The organism is Glycocaulis sp. (assembly GCF_050485565.1).
GTDB lineage: Bacteria > Pseudomonadota > Alphaproteobacteria > Caulobacterales > Maricaulaceae > Glycocaulis.
Genome location: NZ_JBJHBQ010000004.1, coordinates 142,862 through 159,770 on the forward strand (window position 1 = coordinate 142,862; position 16,909 = coordinate 159,770).

Below are 16,909 nucleotides of genomic sequence, written 5' to 3' on the forward strand. Positions count from 1 at the left end.
TGCGTTGCGGAACCAAAAGAGGCATAGATCACCCGCATGAAGCGGGTGATGACACGCAGAAAGAGCCAAAGGGATGAAAAGATGAGCCCCCAACAACTGAAAAGGCCGCCCTTATAAGGGCGGCCCATCCAGCCGACTCTGGGTCGGGATACTCTTGGCGAACTCTCTCTTGCTAGAGAGCGGCCGTAACTTCCTCAAACGTTTCCCTCAGGCCATCGCCCAGAAGGCCAACCGCGCCGATAATCACGACGGCGATAAGGGCGGCGATCAGACCATATTCGATGGCCGTGGCGCCCGACTCGTCTTTGAAGAAACGCGAAACCAGATTTTTCATCCCACTACTCCTTGTTGTTTGTTCGCTGGCTGCCCAGAGCCAAGTCCATCCCGACCCGTCCTGAACGTGATGCGAGTAAACACCGGAGAGCGTTTCAGTCCGGTAAAAATTCGTCCTTTATTTTTTGTAAATCGCTGAAATAATTAGCATAGTTAAGGCGCGGTTAAATTGCGGGGCAATCTGTCATCACCCGCGCATGCGGGTGATCCATGTCTCTTTTAGTTCCGCAACGCATCCGCGTTGCGATATTCCGCGAAAAGTCGCGGGCGCGCGGTCGCGCTTTTCAGGCCGCTTGGCGGCCTGCAAAGACCCCGTAATTCCAAACTCTCAGGCATGGGTGGCCCGCATGAAGCGGGCCATGACACCGGGAGGTGCAGGATGAAGTTTTCCCCTACTCGGGGAATTCCTGCCAGCTCTGGCGAACCCCCAGCTGGGTGAAAATGGTCTGCCAGTGCGCGCGGATGATGGCGCGCTGTTCAGGGGTCCAGCCATCATGGTCCTGGGCCACGAACAGTATCTCGATCTCGACACCGGCGAGCGAGCGGCCATAGCGCGCTTCGATCTGCCGGGCGATTGTAGCGGGATCAGGCAGGCGGTTTGCGAGGTCCGCGCGGGCATGGCCGTAGACAGAATATAGCTGCGTGTTCTGCAGCATGTCGGAGATCAGGATGACACGGCGGCGCGGCACACCGGTGTGGAAGTCTTCATGGTTGCCAAGTTCGGCCAGCGATTCCAGCAGCGGCGTCACCGGCGAGTTTATGAGGTCCAGCAGGCCGTCCAGCGCCCGGTTCAGCGGACGGTCGAACAGCGCATCATAGCGCGCCTGCACCCGGTTCGGGTTGCGGTAGAGCGGGTTGATCTGGTCGCCTCGGCCCGGATTGCAGACCGAGAACCGGTTGGTATTGCGGATTTCGCCGCGATGGTTGAGCTCGTAGAGCGAGAGCCGCTCGCCGATCTCCAGTTCGGCACGGGCCTGCTGGATGACGTCATGGATGCGGCGCGCCTGTCCGGGCGAATAGCGCACCTCTGTACGGTCGATCATCACCACGGTGTGGGGGGGCGTCTGGCCCACAAGGCACAAGGTTTCAGGGTCGTACTCTTCCGGTTGCAGCACCAGTGCCGCGTAGCTGATAGCGCCCAGAACACCTGCCACAATCACGATATTGAACAGGCCGACGAGATCCTTGCCTCTCATGTGCTTTGCCCCCTTTTTCGCGGCACCCCCGTACCGGATTGGTGGATACTAGCCCGGGAAAGGCGGTTTGTCGTCGCGCGAACCGGCCGGCGGGCCATGACGGACCGAATCGTCCTGGACATCGGCGGCCTCACGGTGGCGGTCGAGGGCGCGCTGGGTCTGCTCGGCAAAGAAGGCATCAATGTCGAGCTTGAGCCGGACAGCGTCCTCATAGGTGCTTGCGCCAACCGTGTTGCCCGCGCTAGTGGGTTCGCCGCTGCGGTCCAGCGGCACCTGCTTGATGACGGCGGCCAGATGGGCGGCCGAGCGCATGGCACGGCGCTGTACCGCGCCATAGCCGATCAGGCGGTCATCAAATGTCGCGCCCTTGAAGGCGGCAATCGCGGCAAACGTGATGCCCAGAATGAACAGCAGCAGGGCTTCGAGCGTTTCGAAGGGCTGGAAGGTGAGCGCGCGTGTAACAGGCGCGAGTATCTCGCCCGTTCCCGCCAGCGCACCGGTCGCCAGCGCCGCCTCGTTTATCTCCAGCAGGTCGCGATAGTGCGCCGCAGAGAAGTTCAGGAAGACAACGAAGCTCAGCGCAGCAGGAACGCCGATCAGCGCCGCAATGAAGGAGAAGGGGCGGTCCGGGTTGGACAGGCTGCGAAGGCCGACAAATCCGATCAGGAAGAAGGCGGCAATGACGTTGGTGAAGGCCACCGTGATCGCCTGGATCCAGCCGCCCAGCAGGCCAAGGTCTGACGCCTTGGAGAAGAAATAGGCGTTGGCCATGCCCTCAAACAGGATCAGGGCGGCCAGAATGGAGAAGTGCATGATATGGCTGTCGGGGTATTGCGCGGCGCGCTGCACCCAGCGATGGGGCGGCAAAGCCCCGCCAAACATCCGCCCACGTGTGGCCCGGAAATCCAGATAGGCATTGAAGTCGCCTGCCGCGCGATAAAAGGCGTCGCTCAGCCTGTCGACGATCTGGTGTGTTTTCTGGTCAATACGGCTCATCTGCCTGACGTCTCCCGAAACATTGGTGTCTGCGGTGCGGTATTCGGGACGCCGGCGTATAGTAGTATCTCTCGATTCATACGATGACATGAGGAGGCCCCCCTCCGTTAGTGTTCAACCCGCATTAACCCTAAGGACGCATCGCGTCAGGACTTGGACAGAATAAGGCCATTTTGGACACATCTGGGCAAAAGCGGGGCAGGGCGCTTGCCAACACTGTGCACGATGGTCAGCCTGCGGCGCACGGCAAAAATCCGGGAGTGTTGGCGGCCATGATTACATTTTACGACTGCGCCACAGCGCCAAGCCCGCGCCGCGCGCGGATGATCCTTGCTGAAAAGCGGGTGGAGGTGACCCGCGTCGAGGTGGATTTGCGCAATGGCGAACAGTTTTCCGACGCCTTCCGCGCCATCAACCCGGCCTGCACGGTTCCGGTACTGGTAACGCCGGAAGGCGAGGCGCTTTGCGACAATGCCTCGATCGCGCGCTGGCTGGAGGAAGTTTTCCCCGATCCACCCTTGATGGGCGTGGGCGCGCTGGGCAAGGCGCGGGTGGCCGAGTGGCTGTGGCGCGCCGAGTTCGAGGGCCTGATGGCGATCATGGAGGTCTTGCGCAACAGCTCAAAGGCCATGGCCGGGCGGGCGCTGCCCGGTCCGCATGCGGTCGAGCAGATACCCGAGCTGGCAGAGCGCGGCCGCCAACGGGCACAGCGCTTCATGGATGTGCTGGACGCGCAGCTCTCCCAAGCCCCCTGGCTGGCCGGAGACCAGTTCTCCGTGGCGGACATAGCGGCATTTGTATTTGTCGAGTTCGCAGGCTGGGTGAAAATTGCGCCCGGCACGCAGCATGACGCGCTGGTCAGCTGGCTGGAGACGGTACGGGCCAGACCCTCGGCTTCGGCCTGATTCCAGTTTGCGCTGGCATTATTTTTTGCAATCGCTATCATCCGTATCAATAGACCTGCAGCGGTCATCAGAACCGTCAGGGAGGACGAAAGGCCAAGGCGTCGCCTTGGCCTTTCGTATATTCACACAGTTTCTTCATCATTGGCGGCCTGGCAGGCCTTTGCTGCGTTAGCACACATATATTGTTGCGCTGCAGTAAAAAATCGTAGCCATTAAGTGAAATCAGCGCGTGTTTCGTTGTTGCTTTGCAACACGTGACCCATAAAGACAGTGTGCGGACAAAAAATGGGGGAGATGGCGGGCCTTTGTGGTGGAATTCAGCCGCGTTTCCTGCATCGTCGTGAGCGCAGACTATGGCGCAGCAGCATGCTGCGCCGCAACAACAGGGCGGGCATTCGAACCCGTTACTTGCGGAGGAAACAGATGAAAATGAAATATATTCGCGCGGCGCTTCTTGCCGCTGCTTCCCCGATCGTCCTGGCGGGCGGTGCTTTCTCCCAGACGGCCGAAGCGCCGGGCGGCCCCCGCCAGGTTGAAGTCATCACCGTGACCGCCCAGCAGCGCGAGCAAGCCGCCCAGTCGGTGCCGATCTCCATCGGGGCTTATGGGGCCGCTCAACTTGAAGCGTCGGGCGTTCGTGACATCAAGGACCTCGTATCGCTCGCCCCCGGCCTGATGGTTACGTCAACCCAGTCGGAGACCATCACCACCGCCCGTATCCGTGGCATCGGCACGGTCGGCGACAATTTCGGCCTGGAAAGCTCGGTCGGTGTCTATGTTGACGGTGTATTCCGCGCCCGTAACGGTGTTGGCTTCGGCGATCTCGGCGAGATCGAACGGATTGAGGTGCTGCGCGGTCCCCAGGGTACGCTGTTTGGCAAGAACACCTCGGCGGGCGTTCTCAATATCGTCACCCAGGGTCCGGAGTTTGAATTTGGAGCAAACGCTGAACTGACGGTCGGCAATTACGATATGCGCCGCGTGTCGGGTTCGGTTACCGGCCCGCTCGTCGAGGACCAGCTCGCCTTCCGCCTGTTCGCCGTGCATGGCCAGCGTGACGGCTATATGGATCTGACTGTACGCGAGCCGGGTGGCACGCGCACTACGCGCTCTGACGATCAGGACTATTACTCGATCCGCGGCCAGCTGCTCTGGACGCCGAGCGCTACAGTGAGCGGACGCATCATCGCTGACTTCACCGATCGCAGCGAGTTCTGCTGCTCGGCTGCCCAGTATGTAACGGCCCCCGGCCCTGCCCTGCTGATCGGGGCTGTTGGCGGCCAGGTGCTCAATCCGGCCGATCCGGACCAGCGCCAGGCATTTTCCAACCGCGAGTACGCCCAGAACGTGACCGACTATGGCATTTCCGCCGAGTTCGACGTTGACTTCGATTTCGGCACGCTGACCTCGGTCACCTCCTGGCGGCGCTGGGAGAATGACCGCACGCAGGACGTTGACTACACCTCTGCCGATATCGGTTATCGGGCGGACGGCAACTCGACGCGCCTGCGCCGGTTCGATCAGGAGTTCCGCCTCACCGGTATCCACGGCAATCTCGACTGGCTGGTCGGTGGCATTTACTCGCGTGAAGATCTGGACCTGAACGACGCCATCCGCTTCGGCTCCGACTGGGAGTTCTATCTGGGGCTGGCCGCGTCAGGCGGGGCGAATCCGCTGTTGATCTCGCAAGCGCTCGGGGCGCTTCCAGGTGCGCCGGCTCTGGCTCCCGGTCAGTGGCTGCCAGGCGGTTCCGGTGTCAATCAGGACGTCTATAACCAGCGTGGCGAAAGCTGGGCGATCTTTACCCACAACACCTATCAGCTGACAGACCGGTTTGCGATTACCGGCGGTTTGCGCTGGACCAACGAAACGAAAGACGTGACCGCCAGCTTCTCAACCAATCCGACTCCGGCCTGTGCCGTGCTGGAAGCAGTTTTTGGCCCGGATCCGATTGCCGGCTCGGCAGGTACGGGTCTGGCGCCACTTGCTCCGCTGATCTGTCTGCCCTACGCCCGCTCCAGCCTAGATGCGAACGGGTATGATCAGTCACGTACCGATGAGGAGCTGTCTGGCACGATCCGCTTCACTTTCGATGCCACTGACGACATGATGATCTATGCGGGCTACTCGCGTGGCTTCAAGGCTGGCGGTTACAATCTGGACCGTCAGTTCAACGGCCCGGTGGTCGCCGGAAGCTACGTCAATCCGGATAGCTCCTTCCTTCCGGAAACAGTGGATTCCTGGGAGATCGGCTTCAAGTCGCAGCTGTTTGCCAACTCGCTGCAGCTCAACGGCAACTTCTTCTATCAGACCATTGACGACTTCCAGCTGAATACCTTCACAGGCCTCGCTTTCGTGGTCGAGAACATCGCCGAGATTGAAACGCGCGGCGTTGAACTCGACTTCACTTGGGCCACCCCAGTTGATGGGCTCGATATCTCTGGTGGTTACGCCTATGTGGATGCGCGCTACGGGGACAATCTGGGCACGCTGCCGCCTGCACTGTCTCGCTTGCCGGGCGAACGTATTTCGCTCACTCCGCGTCACTCGGCCAATCTGCAGTTCATCTACCAACAGCCGCTGGGTAATGGCCTTGCATTCCAGCTGGCCGGTGACGGCCGCTGGGTGTCGGACTACAATACCGGTTCTGACCTCGCCCCCGGCAAGGTCCAGCCTTCCTTCGCCCTGTTTAACGGACGCGTGGGAATTGGCAGCGAAGATGAGCGTTGGGCTCTGGAGCTGTGGGGCCGCAACCTCACAGATGAGACCTATGTCCAGGTGGCATTCGACCAGTTCGCCCAGACGGGGACGTTTGGTGGCTTCCTCGGTGCCCCGCGCACCTATGGCGTCACGCTGCGTACGCGCTTCTAGGTTTCATTTGAGCCTTGAAACGGGAAGGGCCGGAGCATTGCTCCGGCCCTTTTTGCTTGCCTAGCTGAACGCGAAAGGTGCTACCGGCCTTGTATGCGGCTCGATCTTCAGATTGCGCTGCAGGGGCGGGAAGGCGCGCTGGGCACAGTCTGTCCGCTCGCACAGGCGGCAGGTCAGGCCGATACCGATGGGCGCGTGGTCTGACGCCTTCACGGCCAGCCTGTCTGCATGCTTTGCCTCGCATCCCAGCACAACGGCCTGTAGCGCCGCGCCGCCGCCGGGCAGGGGGCGTGCCACCGCGCGTGTCATGGATATGTACTGCGCGCCGTCGGGCAGCTCGACAGCATGGGTGTGCGTGCGTTCGGGCATGCGGAAGGCGTCATGGATGGGCCAGCGCGCGCATCCGCCGCCTGAGCGTGCAAACGGGATCACCCCGCCGCCAAAGCGCTTGGTGACATTCCCGGCCTGATCGATACGCATCAGAAAAAAGGGCACGCCCCGCCTTGCCGGGCGGTTCAGCGTGGTCAGCCGGTGGGCGGCCTGCTCATAGCTGACGCCAAAGCGATGGCTGAGCGCGCCGCCATCATAACCTGTGCCTTCAGCGGCCTGATGAAAGCTGTCATAGGGCATCAAAAGGGCGGCAGCTGTATATCCGCCCAGATTGGCCCGCAGGAGGCGCGCGGTGACAGGATCTGGCAGGGCCGCGCGCGCCGTCACCGCGTCCAGCACATCGGCGCAGTCCAGCAGCACCATGGTCAGCGCGGTCTGGAAGTCCTTGCCTTCCGGCGAGAGCAGTTCCGACAGCAGCAGCTTGCGTGCGTGAAAGTCGAACCGGCGCAGCGTGCCGGCCATCACGCTGTCATTATAGATGCGCACCGCCGCGCCGTGCTGGCGGCGCAGATAATCATGCATGCCTTGCGTCCGGTCCAGCTCGTCGAGACGCGCTGCCTCGCGCAGGGCTTCGGCGGCATCCTCCAGCTGGGGGAAATGGTTCTGCGCATTGTCCAGCGCATCGCGCACTGTCTCCAGCGGCAGCAGCGAACCTGTAGGGGCTGCCGGGCCGTCGGCCAGGCGTGAGGCCAGCTCTGCCGCATTGCCCTGCGCTTCGCGATATGCCTGGAACAGGCGTGCCATGGCCTCGGCGGCGCGCGGGTGCGCATCGGCCAGTTCGCGCATGTCGCGCTGATCCAGCTCGGCCCCTTTCAGCACCGGATCACCCAGCGCCTCGGTCAGGTCGCTGACCGTCTGCCGGTCGGACTCGGCGGCAAAGGCGCGCACATCCACATCATGGCTCTCGGCCAGCGCCAGCAGCACGCGCGCGGTCACCGGGCGCTGATTGCGCTCCAGCAGGGTCAGATAGCTGGCGGAAATGCCGACGGTTTCGGCGAACTCGGCCTGTGACAGGCCCAGCTCCCGGCGCAGCCTGCGCAGGCGCGCGCCAGCGTAGAGTTTCTCCTGTTGACCAGCATCCATGTGGGGCAACTCCATTGTATGAAATATCACAATCATACAAATTGATTTGCATCAAGGTGATACACGCATTCCCGTTTTATATGCGTGATCTGGCGTGCTTGGCAGATGATCGGTGTATGAAGCCTACAAGTTCAAACTTGAGGAGGTCAGCCATGACCACATTCTACGATCTCGTTCCCGCCGCTGCACCGGGCCGTTTTGACGGCATTGAGCGCAATTACACGCCTGAAGAGGTGGTGAAGCTGCGCGGCTCTGTTCAGATCAGCCACACGCTGGCCGAGCGCGGCGCGGCCCGGCTCTGGCAGCTTCTCAACAGCGAGCCCTACATCAATGCGCTGGGCGCCCTGTCGGGCAATCAGGCCATGCAGATGGTGCGCGCGGGCCTGAAGGCGATCTACCTTTCCGGCTGGCAGGTTGCCGCCGACGCCAATACCGCAGGCGCGATGTATCCCGACCAGTCACTCTACCCGGCCAATTCCGCGCCGGAGCTTGCCCGCAAGATCAACCGCACGCTCCAGCGCGCCGACCAGATCGAGGTTGCCGAGACCGGCAAGGCGAGCCGTGACTGGTTTGCCCCCATCGTTGCCGATGCCGAGGCCGGCTTTGGCGGCACGCTGAACTGCTTCGAGATCATGAAGGCCTTTATCGAGGCGGGCGCTGCCGGCGTCCACTTTGAAGATCAGGTGGCAGCCGAGAAGAAGTGCGGGCATCTGGGCGGCAAGGTGCTGATCCCCACGAGCCAGCATGAGCGCAATCTCAATGCCGCCCGTCTGGCTGCCGACATTATGGGCGTGCCGACCATCACGGTCGCGCGTACCGACGCGGAATCTGCCACGCTCATCAACTCCGATATCGACGAGCGCGACCACGAGTTCATCGATTTTGATGCCGGCCGCACCGCGGAAGGCTTCTTCCGCCTGAAAAGCGGGGTGGGCGTCGAGCACTGCATCAAGCGGGGCCTCGCCTACGCCAAGGTGGCCGACCTGTTGTGGTGGGAGACCTCCAAGCCGAATCTGGAAGAGGCAAAGCGCTTTGCTGAAGCCATCCAGAAAGCCTATCCCGGCAAGATGATGGCCTATAACTGCTCGCCCTCGTTCAACTGGGAAGCCAATCTGGACAAGGCCACCATCGAGACCTACCAGCGCGAGCTGGGCGCGATGGGCTACAAGTTCCAGTTCGTCACGCTGGCTGGTTTCCACCAGCTCAATTATGGCATGTTCGAGCTGGCGCGCGGCTATCGCGACCGGGGCATGGGTGCGTATTCCGAGCTGCAACAGGCCGAGTTTGCCTCCGAGAAGGACGGCTACACCGCCACCCGCCACCAGCGCGAAGTTGGCACCGGCTATTTCGACAAGGTGAATCTCACCCTGTCGGGCGGCAATGCCTCCACCACCGCCATGGGCGAAAGCACCGAAACCGCCCAGTTCAAGGCAAGCGCGGCGGAGTAATTCGCACCTCTTTTGCGTCATTCCGGGCGCACGCCGGTTTCTCCCCCCCGCCTGCGGGGGGAGTGGCCTGAAAGGCCGAGGGGGGGGGGATTGCAAGAAAGTTCCCCCCTCCGTCTCGCTGACGCTCCCCGTTCGACGCTTCGCGTCTCACCCCCCGTAAACGGGGGAGGACGTCGCTCCCCTCTTGCGTTTCACCGGCGAAAGCCGGTGCCCAGTCTAGTTTTCTGGATCCCGGCTTGCGCCGGGAAAACGAATGAAAGGCCGGACAAAAACCCATGCCCCACACCGCAGATCTGTGCGATGCCTGGCCCGACAAGGTGCGCGTGCTGGCACCGCTCTTTACCCATTATGGCGGACGGCAGGTGTTTCACGGACCCGTTGAGACCATTCTGGCCTATGAGGACAATTCGCGGGTGCGCGAAGCTCTGAGCGAGGCTGGCGAGGGCCGGGTTCTGGTCATCGATGGCGGGGCGAGCCTTCGCCGCTCCATGGTCGGCGGAGACCTCGCAAAGCTCGCAGCCAAGAATGGCTGGGCCGGCATTCTGGTCCATGGCGCGGTGCGTGATGCGCACGAGCTGGAGGCTGAACCGGTGGGCGTGCTGGCCCTTGGTCTGATCCCGCGCAAGACCGAAAAGCGCGGGCTTGGCACGCGCGGCCTCTCGGTCAGTTTTGGTGGCGTGACCTTCGCGCCCGGCGACTGGCTCTATGCTGACCGCGACGGGGTTGTGGTATCGGCGGGGGAGTTGAGAATCTGATCTGGGTCCCGGCTTCCCGGGCCGCATCAGCGGCCCGCAAGCGCGATCCCCGATCAAGTCGAGGACAGGCCGCGCGCCCGAGCCACCCTCATCCTGAGGAGCCGCCGCAGGCGGCGTCTCGAAGGGGCGAGGAGCGACGCACGGATGTGCGGAGCATCACTAAAAAGACTGGATCCCGGCTTGTGCCGGGAAAATACGTAAAAAAGGACATACACATGACCGGACAAGCCATCACCACGCCGCAGGGCGTTGCCATAAAGGGCGCGATGCGTCCCGGTTACGAGACGATCCTCACGGGCGAGGCGCTTGGCCTGCTGGCAGACATCCACCGGCGCTTCGATGCGCGCCGCAAGGCGCTGATGGCGGCGCGGCTGGAGCGCCAGACACGTCTGGATTCCGGCGCTGAGACCCTCGGCTTTCGTGCCGATACCGCCGCCATCCGGGCCGGGGACTGGACCGTCCCTGCCGCCCCGGCCGACCTTGCCGACCGGCGTGTGGAGATCACCGGGCCGGTGGACCGCAAGATGATTATCAACGCGCTCAATTGCGGCGCGAAATGCTTCATGGCGGACTTTGAGGATGCCTCCACGCCGTCATGGACGAACATGATGGACGGGCAGGTAAACCTGCGCGATGCCGTCCATAAAAAGATCGACTACACCGATCCCGATAGCGGCAAGTCCTATGCGCTGAAGAAGGACCATGCGGTCCTGATCGTGCGCGCGCGCGGCCTGCATCTGGACGAAGCCCATATCGAGATTGACGGCGCGCCGATGAGCGGCGGCTTTGCCGATTTCGCGCTCTACCTCCTGCACAATCACGCCCAGCTGAAGAAGAACGGCACAGGGCCTTACTTCTACCTGCCCAAGCTGGAAACCATGGAGGAGGCGCAGCTCTGGTCGCTCGTCATCCGCCATTGCGAGAGCGTGCTTGGCCTGCCCGCAGGCACCACGCGCGTCACCATTCTGATCGAGACGATTACGGCGACGTTTGAGCTGGATGAAATCCTCTATGCGTTGCGCGAGAACATCACCGCGCTCAATGCCGGACGCTGGGACTATATTTTCAGCTATATCAAGCGCCAGAAGACCAATCCGGCAGCCATCCTGCCCGACCGGGGTCAGGTGACGATGACGGTGCCTTTCATGGCCGCCTACGCCAAGCGTCTGATCGCGGTCTGTCACCGGCGCGGCGCGCACGCCATGGGCGGGATGAGTGCCTTCATCCCCGTGAAGGGCGACGACGCAGCCAATGAAGCCGCCATCGCCAAGGTGAAGGCCGACAAGACGCGCGAAGCCAGCATCGGCCATGACGGCGCATGGGTCGCCCACCCGGCGCTGGTGCCGGTGGCGATGGAGGCGTTTGACGCCGTGATGAGCGGCCCGAACCAGCTCTCCAAAATCCCGGACGTGACCGAAAATGCCGCAGCCCTGCTCACCGCGCCCGACGGCACGATCACGCACGGCGGTGTGCTGGGGAATGCCGATGTCGCCATCCGCTATATCGCTTCATGGCTGCAGGGGCGGGGCGCAGCGCCGATCCATAACCTCATGGAAGACGCGGCAACAGCCGAGATCAGCCGCGCCCAGCTCTGGCAATGGCGCACGCACGGCGCGAAGACGGCAGAGGGCCGCGTGGTCGATGCCGCTTACGTGAAGGAAGTCATCGCCGGGGCGGCGAAAGCCATCCGCGCCGAGATCGGCGATAATGCGTGGGGTGAGGGCCGGTTTGGCGAGGCTGAGGACATTCTCACATCGCTGGCGCTGGATGACGCGTTCGAGGAATTTCTCACCTTGCCTGCCTATGAGAAGATCAGGGAGTAGGGGGCTTCCCTCACCTTTCGAGCGCCACGGCGTCCGACAGGGTGAGGGAAGCCACTTCAGCCCCTCATCCTGAGGAGGCCGAAGGCCGTCTCGAAGGACGAGGGGCTAACCACCCCGCTTTCCCCCTAAAATCCGCGATCAATTCGCGCTAGGGTGGCGCTCATGAACCGTTTCGCCCCTCTGATTCGCCGTCGTGGCCTGCTGATCGCGGCGGGTATGTTTCTCCTGTTCGGCATCTGGGCCGTGCATCTCTCGCCCTGGTCGGCGCGCGCCATGGAGACGCGTCTTGGCGCTGCCGCAGAGGCCGGGCTGGAGCGCGTGGGCGAGCAGGGCTGGGCGGTGGTGGAGATGCGCGGCCAGCGCGCCATCATCTCTGGCTATGCTCCTTCAGAGGATGCCCGCGCCCGCGCGGTCCGGGCCGTGCGCCAGGCCGATTGGGCAGGCGGCACGGTGGCAGGCGGCATAACGCGCGTTGTCGATTCGACGCGCCTTGCCCTGCCTGAAGCGGGCCTTGCCCTGCGTGCGGATTTTGACGGCGATGCACTCACCGTGCGCGGCTTTGCGCCCGATCCGGGCGCGGCATCGCGTGTCGGCGATATCGCGCAGGCGCTGATCGCGGACGCCGACGTTTTTCTCGAAGAGTCCGCAGGCCAGATGCCCGATGGCTGGGAGGCGGCGGTGCGCCTGCTTCTGGGCGAGCTGGTCCGGCTGGGTCAGGGCACGGCATTCCTGCTGGATGAAGGCATGGCGCTGGCCGGTCTTGGCGGCAATACCCAGACCGCGCAGAGCGTGGCGGGCGGCATGATGTCCCCGCCGCCGCCCTTTGGCGCTGTGGCCCATGTGCGCGCAGGTGCCAATGTGTACGCTGCGCCCGTACGCTCGGTGGCGCTTTGTGACCTGCTGGTACAGGCCGCGCTGGGTCCCGACGGCAGCGCTCTGGAAGCGCGCCTGCCCGTTTCGGCTGAGGCGGTTGACGCGCTGGCAGAGGCCGGGTCGGCCTTTTCGCGCTGCGTGCGCGGCGATCTGGTGATTACAACGCCGCTGCGCTCCGGTACGGCCATGGCCGAGGCCCTGATGTCGCCGCTGATTGCGGGCGGGGCCGATCCGCAACGCCTGATGGTCCGCGCCAGTGGCCCGGCCGGGGAATCCGGCATTACGCTGGAAGTGGTCGCGCGCGGCACCCGTGAAGACGTGTCCGAAGCAAGCTAGGAACAAGACGCTATGATGTGGCTGATGTGGCATATGTGGGTCCTGCTGGCGCTGGCTGCGCTGCTGGGCGGGGTGGCGGGCTGGATGCTGCGCGGCGCGCGCCCCGAAGGCAGTTTGCGCCTGCCGCCGCGCGAAAAGCCCGTTGCCGCCGATCCTGCGCCCGCTGCTGAACCGGCAAAGCCCATGTCATCGCCGGAGCCGGCGAAAGCCGAAGCGGTGAAGCCTGCGCCAGAGCCGGCCAAGACCGGCGCGGACGCCAGTGCAGGGCCGGATGATCTGACCCGTATCAAGGGGTTGGGACCGAAAGCCGAAAGCACGCTGACCGAGGCGGGCGTGTTCCATTTCCGCCAGATTGCGGCGTGGAGCGCGGCTGATATCGAGAAATTTGACGCGCTGCTCAACGCCCGTGGCCGCATCGTGCGCGATGACTGGGTGGGGCAGGCAAAGGCGCTGGCGAAAGGCTAGGGACTGCCCCTCGATTGCCGGCCGAGTTCCCGCTTACAACGCGCGGGTCCGCAGGCGGCCCTCATAATCACGCTTGCCGATCGGTACGCCGTGCAAGCGCAAGATGTTGTAGGCGGTGACGGCGTGGAAGTGGAAGTTTGGCAGAGAGAATGAGAGGATGAAGGTCTCGGGGGTGAAGGCCAGGGTCCGCGGCTCCCACGGGGTCCAGGCATCCTTCTCGTCGAGCGGTCTATGAAGCTCGATGTTCAGTTCCTTGCCGGAACAACGGTTGATCTCCTCGGGGACGAACGCCTCCAGCGCGGTTTCGGCCTTGCCCATCATGGCCTGCAGCTCGGCGAAGGGAACCGGTCCGACCAGGGGCGGAGGGGCGAAGGTGCCGGTCTTGAGCGCTTCGACGCCCCATACCGAATGATGCCAGGCCGCCTCGATCTGAAAATGAAAGGGCGCCATATCGTCAATCAGGCGGGTGTTCACGAAGTAGTCGGCATCAATACCGGTATCTGAAAAATGAGTGGCCGCGCGGTCGAGAAAACCGGCCATGGCTCTGACGGTTTGCAGGAAGGTCGGCACGCTGAGGTCATAAAGGGATATCTGCATTCCCGTCGTCTCTCCTGGCGATTTCGGTCACCGTAACACTTGGCGGCTATCGCTCCGAATTTCAGCCCTAATCCAGCCGGGCCTTGTTCCACAGGGCGATCAGGCGCTCTGCCGCTTCGCTGGCGGGCAGGGCGCCGCTGGCCACATCGGCTTCGAGACCGGAGAGCGCGCTGCGCACGGCCGGGCTGGTATGAAATTGCTCCAGCACCATCGCCTCCACCATGGCCCGCATCCAGCCGGTCTGCTGCTCGCGACGCCTTGCGTCAAACGCGCCCGCGCCCTGCATGGCATTGCGGTGGGCGGTAATCGCCTCCCACAGCGCGTCCATGCCGCGCCCCTCAAGGGCAGAGCCGGTCAGCACTTGGGGCTGCCAGTGCGGGTTTGTCGGCGTGAAGAGATGCAGCGCCGCCTCCAGATCACGCGCGGCGCGTTTCGCCCGCTTCTCGTTCTCGCCATCGGCCTTGTTCACGAACAATATCTCGGCGTGCTCCAGCAGGCCCTTCTTGATGCCCTGCAGCTCATCGCCAGCGCCCGGCAGCATCAGGGCCACGAACACATCCACCATGCCCGCAATCTCGGTCTCTGACTGGCCGACGCCCACCGTCTCGATGATGACGACATCAAACCCGGCTGCTTCGCACAGGAGCAGACTCTCGCGTGTCTTGCGCGTCACGCCGCCCAGCGTGCCGGCCGAGGGCGAGGGGCGGATGAAGGCATTGGGATCGGTCGCCAGCGCCCCCATGCGCGTCTTGTCACCAAGAATGGAACCCCTGGTACGGGTGGAAGAGGGGTCTACCGCCAGCACGGCGACCTTGTGGCCCTGACGGGTGAGTAAGGTGCCGAACGCCTCGATCAGGGTGGACTTGCCAACGCCCGGCACGCCGGTCAGCCCGATGCGCACCGCACCGCCGGTCCGGTCCATCACCTGCGTCAGCAGCGCGCGCGCTTCGCCCTGATGGTCCGCGCGGGTGGATTCGGCCAGCGTGATGGCGCGTGCCAGCGCGGCGCGGTCTCCCGAAACAAGGCGGTCTGCAATCTCGCTCATGGCCCCACGCATACGCCATTTGCCGGGCTTGGCAAGGCAGGGGTGCGGCGCAGTATGATAGGATGCCCGAAGGAGGCCCGGCCATGTCCCATCCCGACATTCAACGCCTTGTCGATTATGCGCTCACCCTGCCCGGCGCGAGCGAGCATCACCCTTGGGGCGATATCGCCATCAAGGTGAAGAACAAGAGCTTTGTCTTCCTCTCCGGCGGACGCTCCGGCACAGGCTGTGCCATCACGGCGAAACTGCCCGAATCCGGGCCGGCAGTTCTCTCGGTCTACGAATTTGCCTCGCCTGCTGGCTATAATCTTGGCAAGTCAGGTTGGGTCTGGGCCGAGTTTCCCGAAGGGGAGGATGCGCCGCTCGACCTGCTGAAAAGCTGGATTGATGAGAGCTATCGCGCGATAGCGCCAAAGCCGAAGAAGAAGGCTGGCTAACGCTCCATCTGGGGCAGGGTGTCCGGATTGATGATGTCGATCCGGTTGGTCCAGATGCCGATGCGGACACCTTGAGGGATGTGCGTCATCAACTCTGGATCGTCCAGCCCGCGCGTACTTACCTGTCGGCCGCCAAATACCGGTCGAAGAAATCCACCGCCAGTGCCACGGTCTGCGCATGTATCGCGGCGCGGTCGACGCCAGCGGCATCGCCACAGTATTGCGGCACCTGCTCGAGTCCCGTCGGTCCGCACTCCGCCAGGAAGCTGTAATGGCTCACCCCGCCCTCGGCGAGATGGAAACTGGCACCCTCGGTCAGCTCAGCGATCCGCAATCCGTTAGTCTCAGCCGGCGTTGCCGGATCGGCGTCGCCCACAATGACGAAGAGCGGCACCTGCAGTCCGGCGAGACCCGCTTGGTCGAAGGCGTGGCCCAGGGCCGGGGCGATGGTGAAGACGGCGTCGATGCGGGAATCGCCGTCCAGTGCCGCCAGCCGCTCCTGTGACGCGGCGAACACCGGATCGTCCTGCAACTCATCACTCCGCCAGCGCAGTTCGGGAGTCTCGATCTGCGGCTCGCAGGTCCCGTCGCGCGCCTCGCTCTCGCAGAAGGTGGCATAGGCCTCGAAATCGGGACGGGCACCGGCGGCAACGAGGGCCGTAAAGCCGCCAATTGAAAAGCCACCGACCCCAATCCGCTCCGGGTCGATCCACGATCCGAAGACCGGATCGGCCAGCATGGCGTCGATCAAATAGTGCACGTCAATCGCTCGTTCCCAAGGGGCCGCAAACGCACGCAGGTCCAGGTGTGGCTCTGTGGCGGTATTGCCGTGATGATTGGCCGCAACAACGACATAGCCGGCTTCGGCGAGCTTCTGACCCAGCCACATCATCTGCATGGCGGCACCACCATTGCCGTGCGACAGCACGATGAGCGGATGGCGCCCCGCTGCGGGCTCCGCACCCGGCGCAGCGTGGCCGAAACGGAAGACTGGCGCCTGCGCCGGACCGGCTGCAATCTCGATCGTCTCCGGCGCGTCGGCGGCCGGATACCAGATTACGGCGTGGACGGGACGGCTGGCACCGGCGTCCAGCAGGTGCGGACGTGCCTCATCGACCCAGTCGCGCTGGGCCATGCCGGCAGCAGGCGTGACGGCTTGAAGAGCCGCCGCAAAGACGGCGGCGGAGATGGTGAGGAGCACGGCAATTATCCCGGAATTGTTGAACTTGAACCGTTAGCCTAGCTGCCGGGTTGGCGGTGGCTAATGAAAAATCGTCAATGCCAGGATGCGGCGAGCCCTGACAGTGTGTCCCGCCCCTTTGAGTGCGGCCTAATGGCACCGTTGAGCGGCAGATA

15 protein-coding genes are annotated in these 16,909 nt (G+C 63.5%); 8 read left to right on the plus strand and 7 right to left on the minus strand.

The features are described from left to right. Positions 1–172: 172 nt before the first annotated feature. The 3 genes from ACQ5ID_RS05975 to ACQ5ID_RS05985 form a co-directional block, all read right to left on the minus strand. A complete protein-coding gene (locus ACQ5ID_RS05975) occupies positions 173–334 on the minus strand; it encodes a Flp family type IVb pilin (RefSeq protein ID WP_429911544.1) in 162 nt (53 codons plus the stop codon). Positions 335–725: 391 nt separating this feature from the next. Beyond that, positions 726–1,529: a hypothetical protein gene (locus ACQ5ID_RS05980; RefSeq protein WP_429911545.1), complete on the minus strand. Its 804-nt coding sequence runs from the start codon at positions 1,527–1,529 to the stop codon at positions 726–728. A gap of 48 nt (positions 1,530–1,577) precedes the next feature. Further along, entirely contained in the window at positions 1,578–2,525 is a 948-nt protein-coding gene (locus ACQ5ID_RS05985) for a hypothetical protein (RefSeq protein ID WP_429911546.1), read from the minus strand. Positions 2,526–2,797: 272 nt separating this feature from the next. Between ACQ5ID_RS05985 and ACQ5ID_RS05990 the strand changes: the two genes are divergently transcribed. Next, a complete protein-coding gene (locus ACQ5ID_RS05990; protein WP_429911547.1) occupies positions 2,798–3,430 on the plus strand; it encodes a glutathione S-transferase family protein in 633 nt (210 codons plus the stop codon). Positions 3,431–3,859: 429 nt separating this feature from the next. Further along, positions 3,860–6,301: a TonB-dependent receptor gene (locus ACQ5ID_RS05995; RefSeq protein WP_429911548.1), complete on the plus strand. Its 2,442-nt coding sequence runs from the start codon at positions 3,860–3,862 to the stop codon at positions 6,299–6,301. A gap of 60 nt (positions 6,302–6,361) precedes the next feature. On the opposite strand, the gene ACQ5ID_RS06000 is transcribed toward ACQ5ID_RS05995, so the two are convergent. Next, positions 6,362–7,774: a helix-turn-helix domain-containing protein gene (locus ACQ5ID_RS06000; protein ID WP_429911549.1), complete on the minus strand. Its 1,413-nt coding sequence runs from the start codon at positions 7,772–7,774 to the stop codon at positions 6,362–6,364. A gap of 152 nt (positions 7,775–7,926) precedes the next feature. Between ACQ5ID_RS06000 and aceA the strand changes: the two genes are divergently transcribed. The 5 genes from aceA to ACQ5ID_RS06025 all read left to right on the plus strand — a co-directional run bounded on the left by aceA (position 7,927) and on the right by ACQ5ID_RS06025 (position 13,474). Next, positions 7,927–9,222 (plus strand): isocitrate lyase, encoded by a 1,296-nt coding sequence (aceA, locus tag ACQ5ID_RS06005; protein ID WP_429911550.1) that lies wholly within the window; start codon positions 7,927–7,929, stop codon positions 9,220–9,222. Between the two features lie 275 nt (positions 9,223–9,497). Next, the gene (rraA, locus tag ACQ5ID_RS06010) at positions 9,498–9,977 is read left to right on the plus strand and encodes a ribonuclease E activity regulator RraA (protein WP_429911551.1); all 480 of its coding nucleotides are present in this window, start codon (positions 9,498–9,500) and stop codon (positions 9,975–9,977) included. Positions 9,978–10,192: 215 nt separating this feature from the next. After that, on the plus strand, positions 10,193–11,800 hold the full coding sequence (aceB, locus tag ACQ5ID_RS06015; protein ID WP_429911552.1) for a malate synthase A: 1,608 nt from the start codon (positions 10,193–10,195) through the stop codon (positions 11,798–11,800). 162 nt (positions 11,801–11,962) lie between these two features. Then, positions 11,963–13,009, plus strand: coding sequence for a hypothetical protein (locus ACQ5ID_RS06020; RefSeq protein ID WP_429911553.1), 1,047 nt, complete (start codon positions 11,963–11,965; stop codon positions 13,007–13,009). A 12-nt stretch (positions 13,010–13,021) separates the two neighbouring features. Further along, positions 13,022–13,474 (plus strand): hypothetical protein, encoded by a 453-nt coding sequence (locus ACQ5ID_RS06025; protein WP_429911554.1) that lies wholly within the window; start codon positions 13,022–13,024, stop codon positions 13,472–13,474. A gap of 33 nt (positions 13,475–13,507) precedes the next feature. Here the strand turns inward: ACQ5ID_RS06025 and ACQ5ID_RS06030 are convergent, their stop codons facing one another. Both ACQ5ID_RS06030 and meaB read right to left on the minus strand, forming a co-directional pair. Beyond that, a complete protein-coding gene (locus ACQ5ID_RS06030) occupies positions 13,508–14,071 on the minus strand; it encodes a DUF1993 domain-containing protein (RefSeq protein WP_429911555.1) in 564 nt (187 codons plus the stop codon). A gap of 67 nt (positions 14,072–14,138) precedes the next feature. After that, on the minus strand, positions 14,139–15,116 hold the full coding sequence (meaB, locus tag ACQ5ID_RS06035) for a methylmalonyl Co-A mutase-associated GTPase MeaB (protein WP_429911556.1): 978 nt from the start codon (positions 15,114–15,116) through the stop codon (positions 14,139–14,141). Positions 15,117–15,199: 83 nt separating this feature from the next. Here meaB and ACQ5ID_RS06040 point away from each other — a divergent pair, with 83 nt between their 5' ends. Continuing rightward, a complete protein-coding gene (locus tag ACQ5ID_RS06040) occupies positions 15,200–15,553 on the plus strand; it encodes an MmcQ/YjbR family DNA-binding protein (protein ID WP_429911557.1) in 354 nt (117 codons plus the stop codon). Positions 15,554–15,671: 118 nt separating this feature from the next. Here ACQ5ID_RS06040 and ACQ5ID_RS06045 read toward each other — a convergent pair whose 3' ends face one another. After that, positions 15,672–16,754: an alpha/beta hydrolase family protein gene (locus ACQ5ID_RS06045; RefSeq protein ID WP_429911558.1), complete on the minus strand. Its 1,083-nt coding sequence runs from the start codon at positions 16,752–16,754 to the stop codon at positions 15,672–15,674. Positions 16,755–16,909: the final 155 nt, after the last annotated feature.

What these genes read in the sequence shown, in the direction of transcription:
- aceA (WP_429911550.1), top strand. Translation starts at nt 7,927, where the DNA reads ATGACCACATTCTACGATCTCGTTCCCGCCGCTGCACCGGGCCGTTTT.
- ACQ5ID_RS05995 (WP_429911548.1), top strand. Translation starts at nt 3,860, where the DNA reads ATGAAATATATTCGCGCGGCGCTTCTTGCCGCTGCTTCCCCGATCGTC.
- ACQ5ID_RS05985 (WP_429911546.1), bottom strand. Translation starts at nt 2,525, where the DNA reads ATGAGCCGTATTGACCAGAAAACACACCAGATCGTCGACAGGCTGAGC.
- ACQ5ID_RS05990 (WP_429911547.1), top strand. Translation starts at nt 2,798, where the DNA reads ATGATTACATTTTACGACTGCGCCACAGCGCCAAGCCCGCGCCGCGCG.
- ACQ5ID_RS06000 (WP_429911549.1), bottom strand. Translation starts at nt 7,774, where the DNA reads ATGGATGCTGGTCAACAGGAGAAACTCTACGCTGGCGCGCGCCTGCGC.
- ACQ5ID_RS06030 (WP_429911555.1), bottom strand. Translation starts at nt 14,071, where the DNA reads ATGCAGATATCCCTTTATGACCTCAGCGTGCCGACCTTCCTGCAAACC.
- ACQ5ID_RS06025 (WP_429911554.1), top strand. Translation starts at nt 13,022, where the DNA reads ATGATGTGGCTGATGTGGCATATGTGGGTCCTGCTGGCGCTGGCTGCG.
- rraA (WP_429911551.1), top strand. Translation starts at nt 9,498, where the DNA reads ATGCCCCACACCGCAGATCTGTGCGATGCCTGGCCCGACAAGGTGCGC.
- ACQ5ID_RS05975 (WP_429911544.1), bottom strand. Translation starts at nt 334, where the DNA reads ATGAAAAATCTGGTTTCGCGTTTCTTCAAAGACGAGTCGGGCGCCACG.
- ACQ5ID_RS06020 (WP_429911553.1), top strand. Translation starts at nt 11,963, where the DNA reads ATGAACCGTTTCGCCCCTCTGATTCGCCGTCGTGGCCTGCTGATCGCG.
- ACQ5ID_RS05980 (WP_429911545.1), bottom strand. Translation starts at nt 1,529, where the DNA reads ATGAGAGGCAAGGATCTCGTCGGCCTGTTCAATATCGTGATTGTGGCA.
- meaB (WP_429911556.1), bottom strand. Translation starts at nt 15,116, where the DNA reads ATGAGCGAGATTGCAGACCGCCTTGTTTCGGGAGACCGCGCCGCGCTG.
- aceB (WP_429911552.1), top strand. Translation starts at nt 10,193, where the DNA reads ATGACCGGACAAGCCATCACCACGCCGCAGGGCGTTGCCATAAAGGGC.
- ACQ5ID_RS06040 (WP_429911557.1), top strand. Translation starts at nt 15,200, where the DNA reads ATGTCCCATCCCGACATTCAACGCCTTGTCGATTATGCGCTCACCCTG.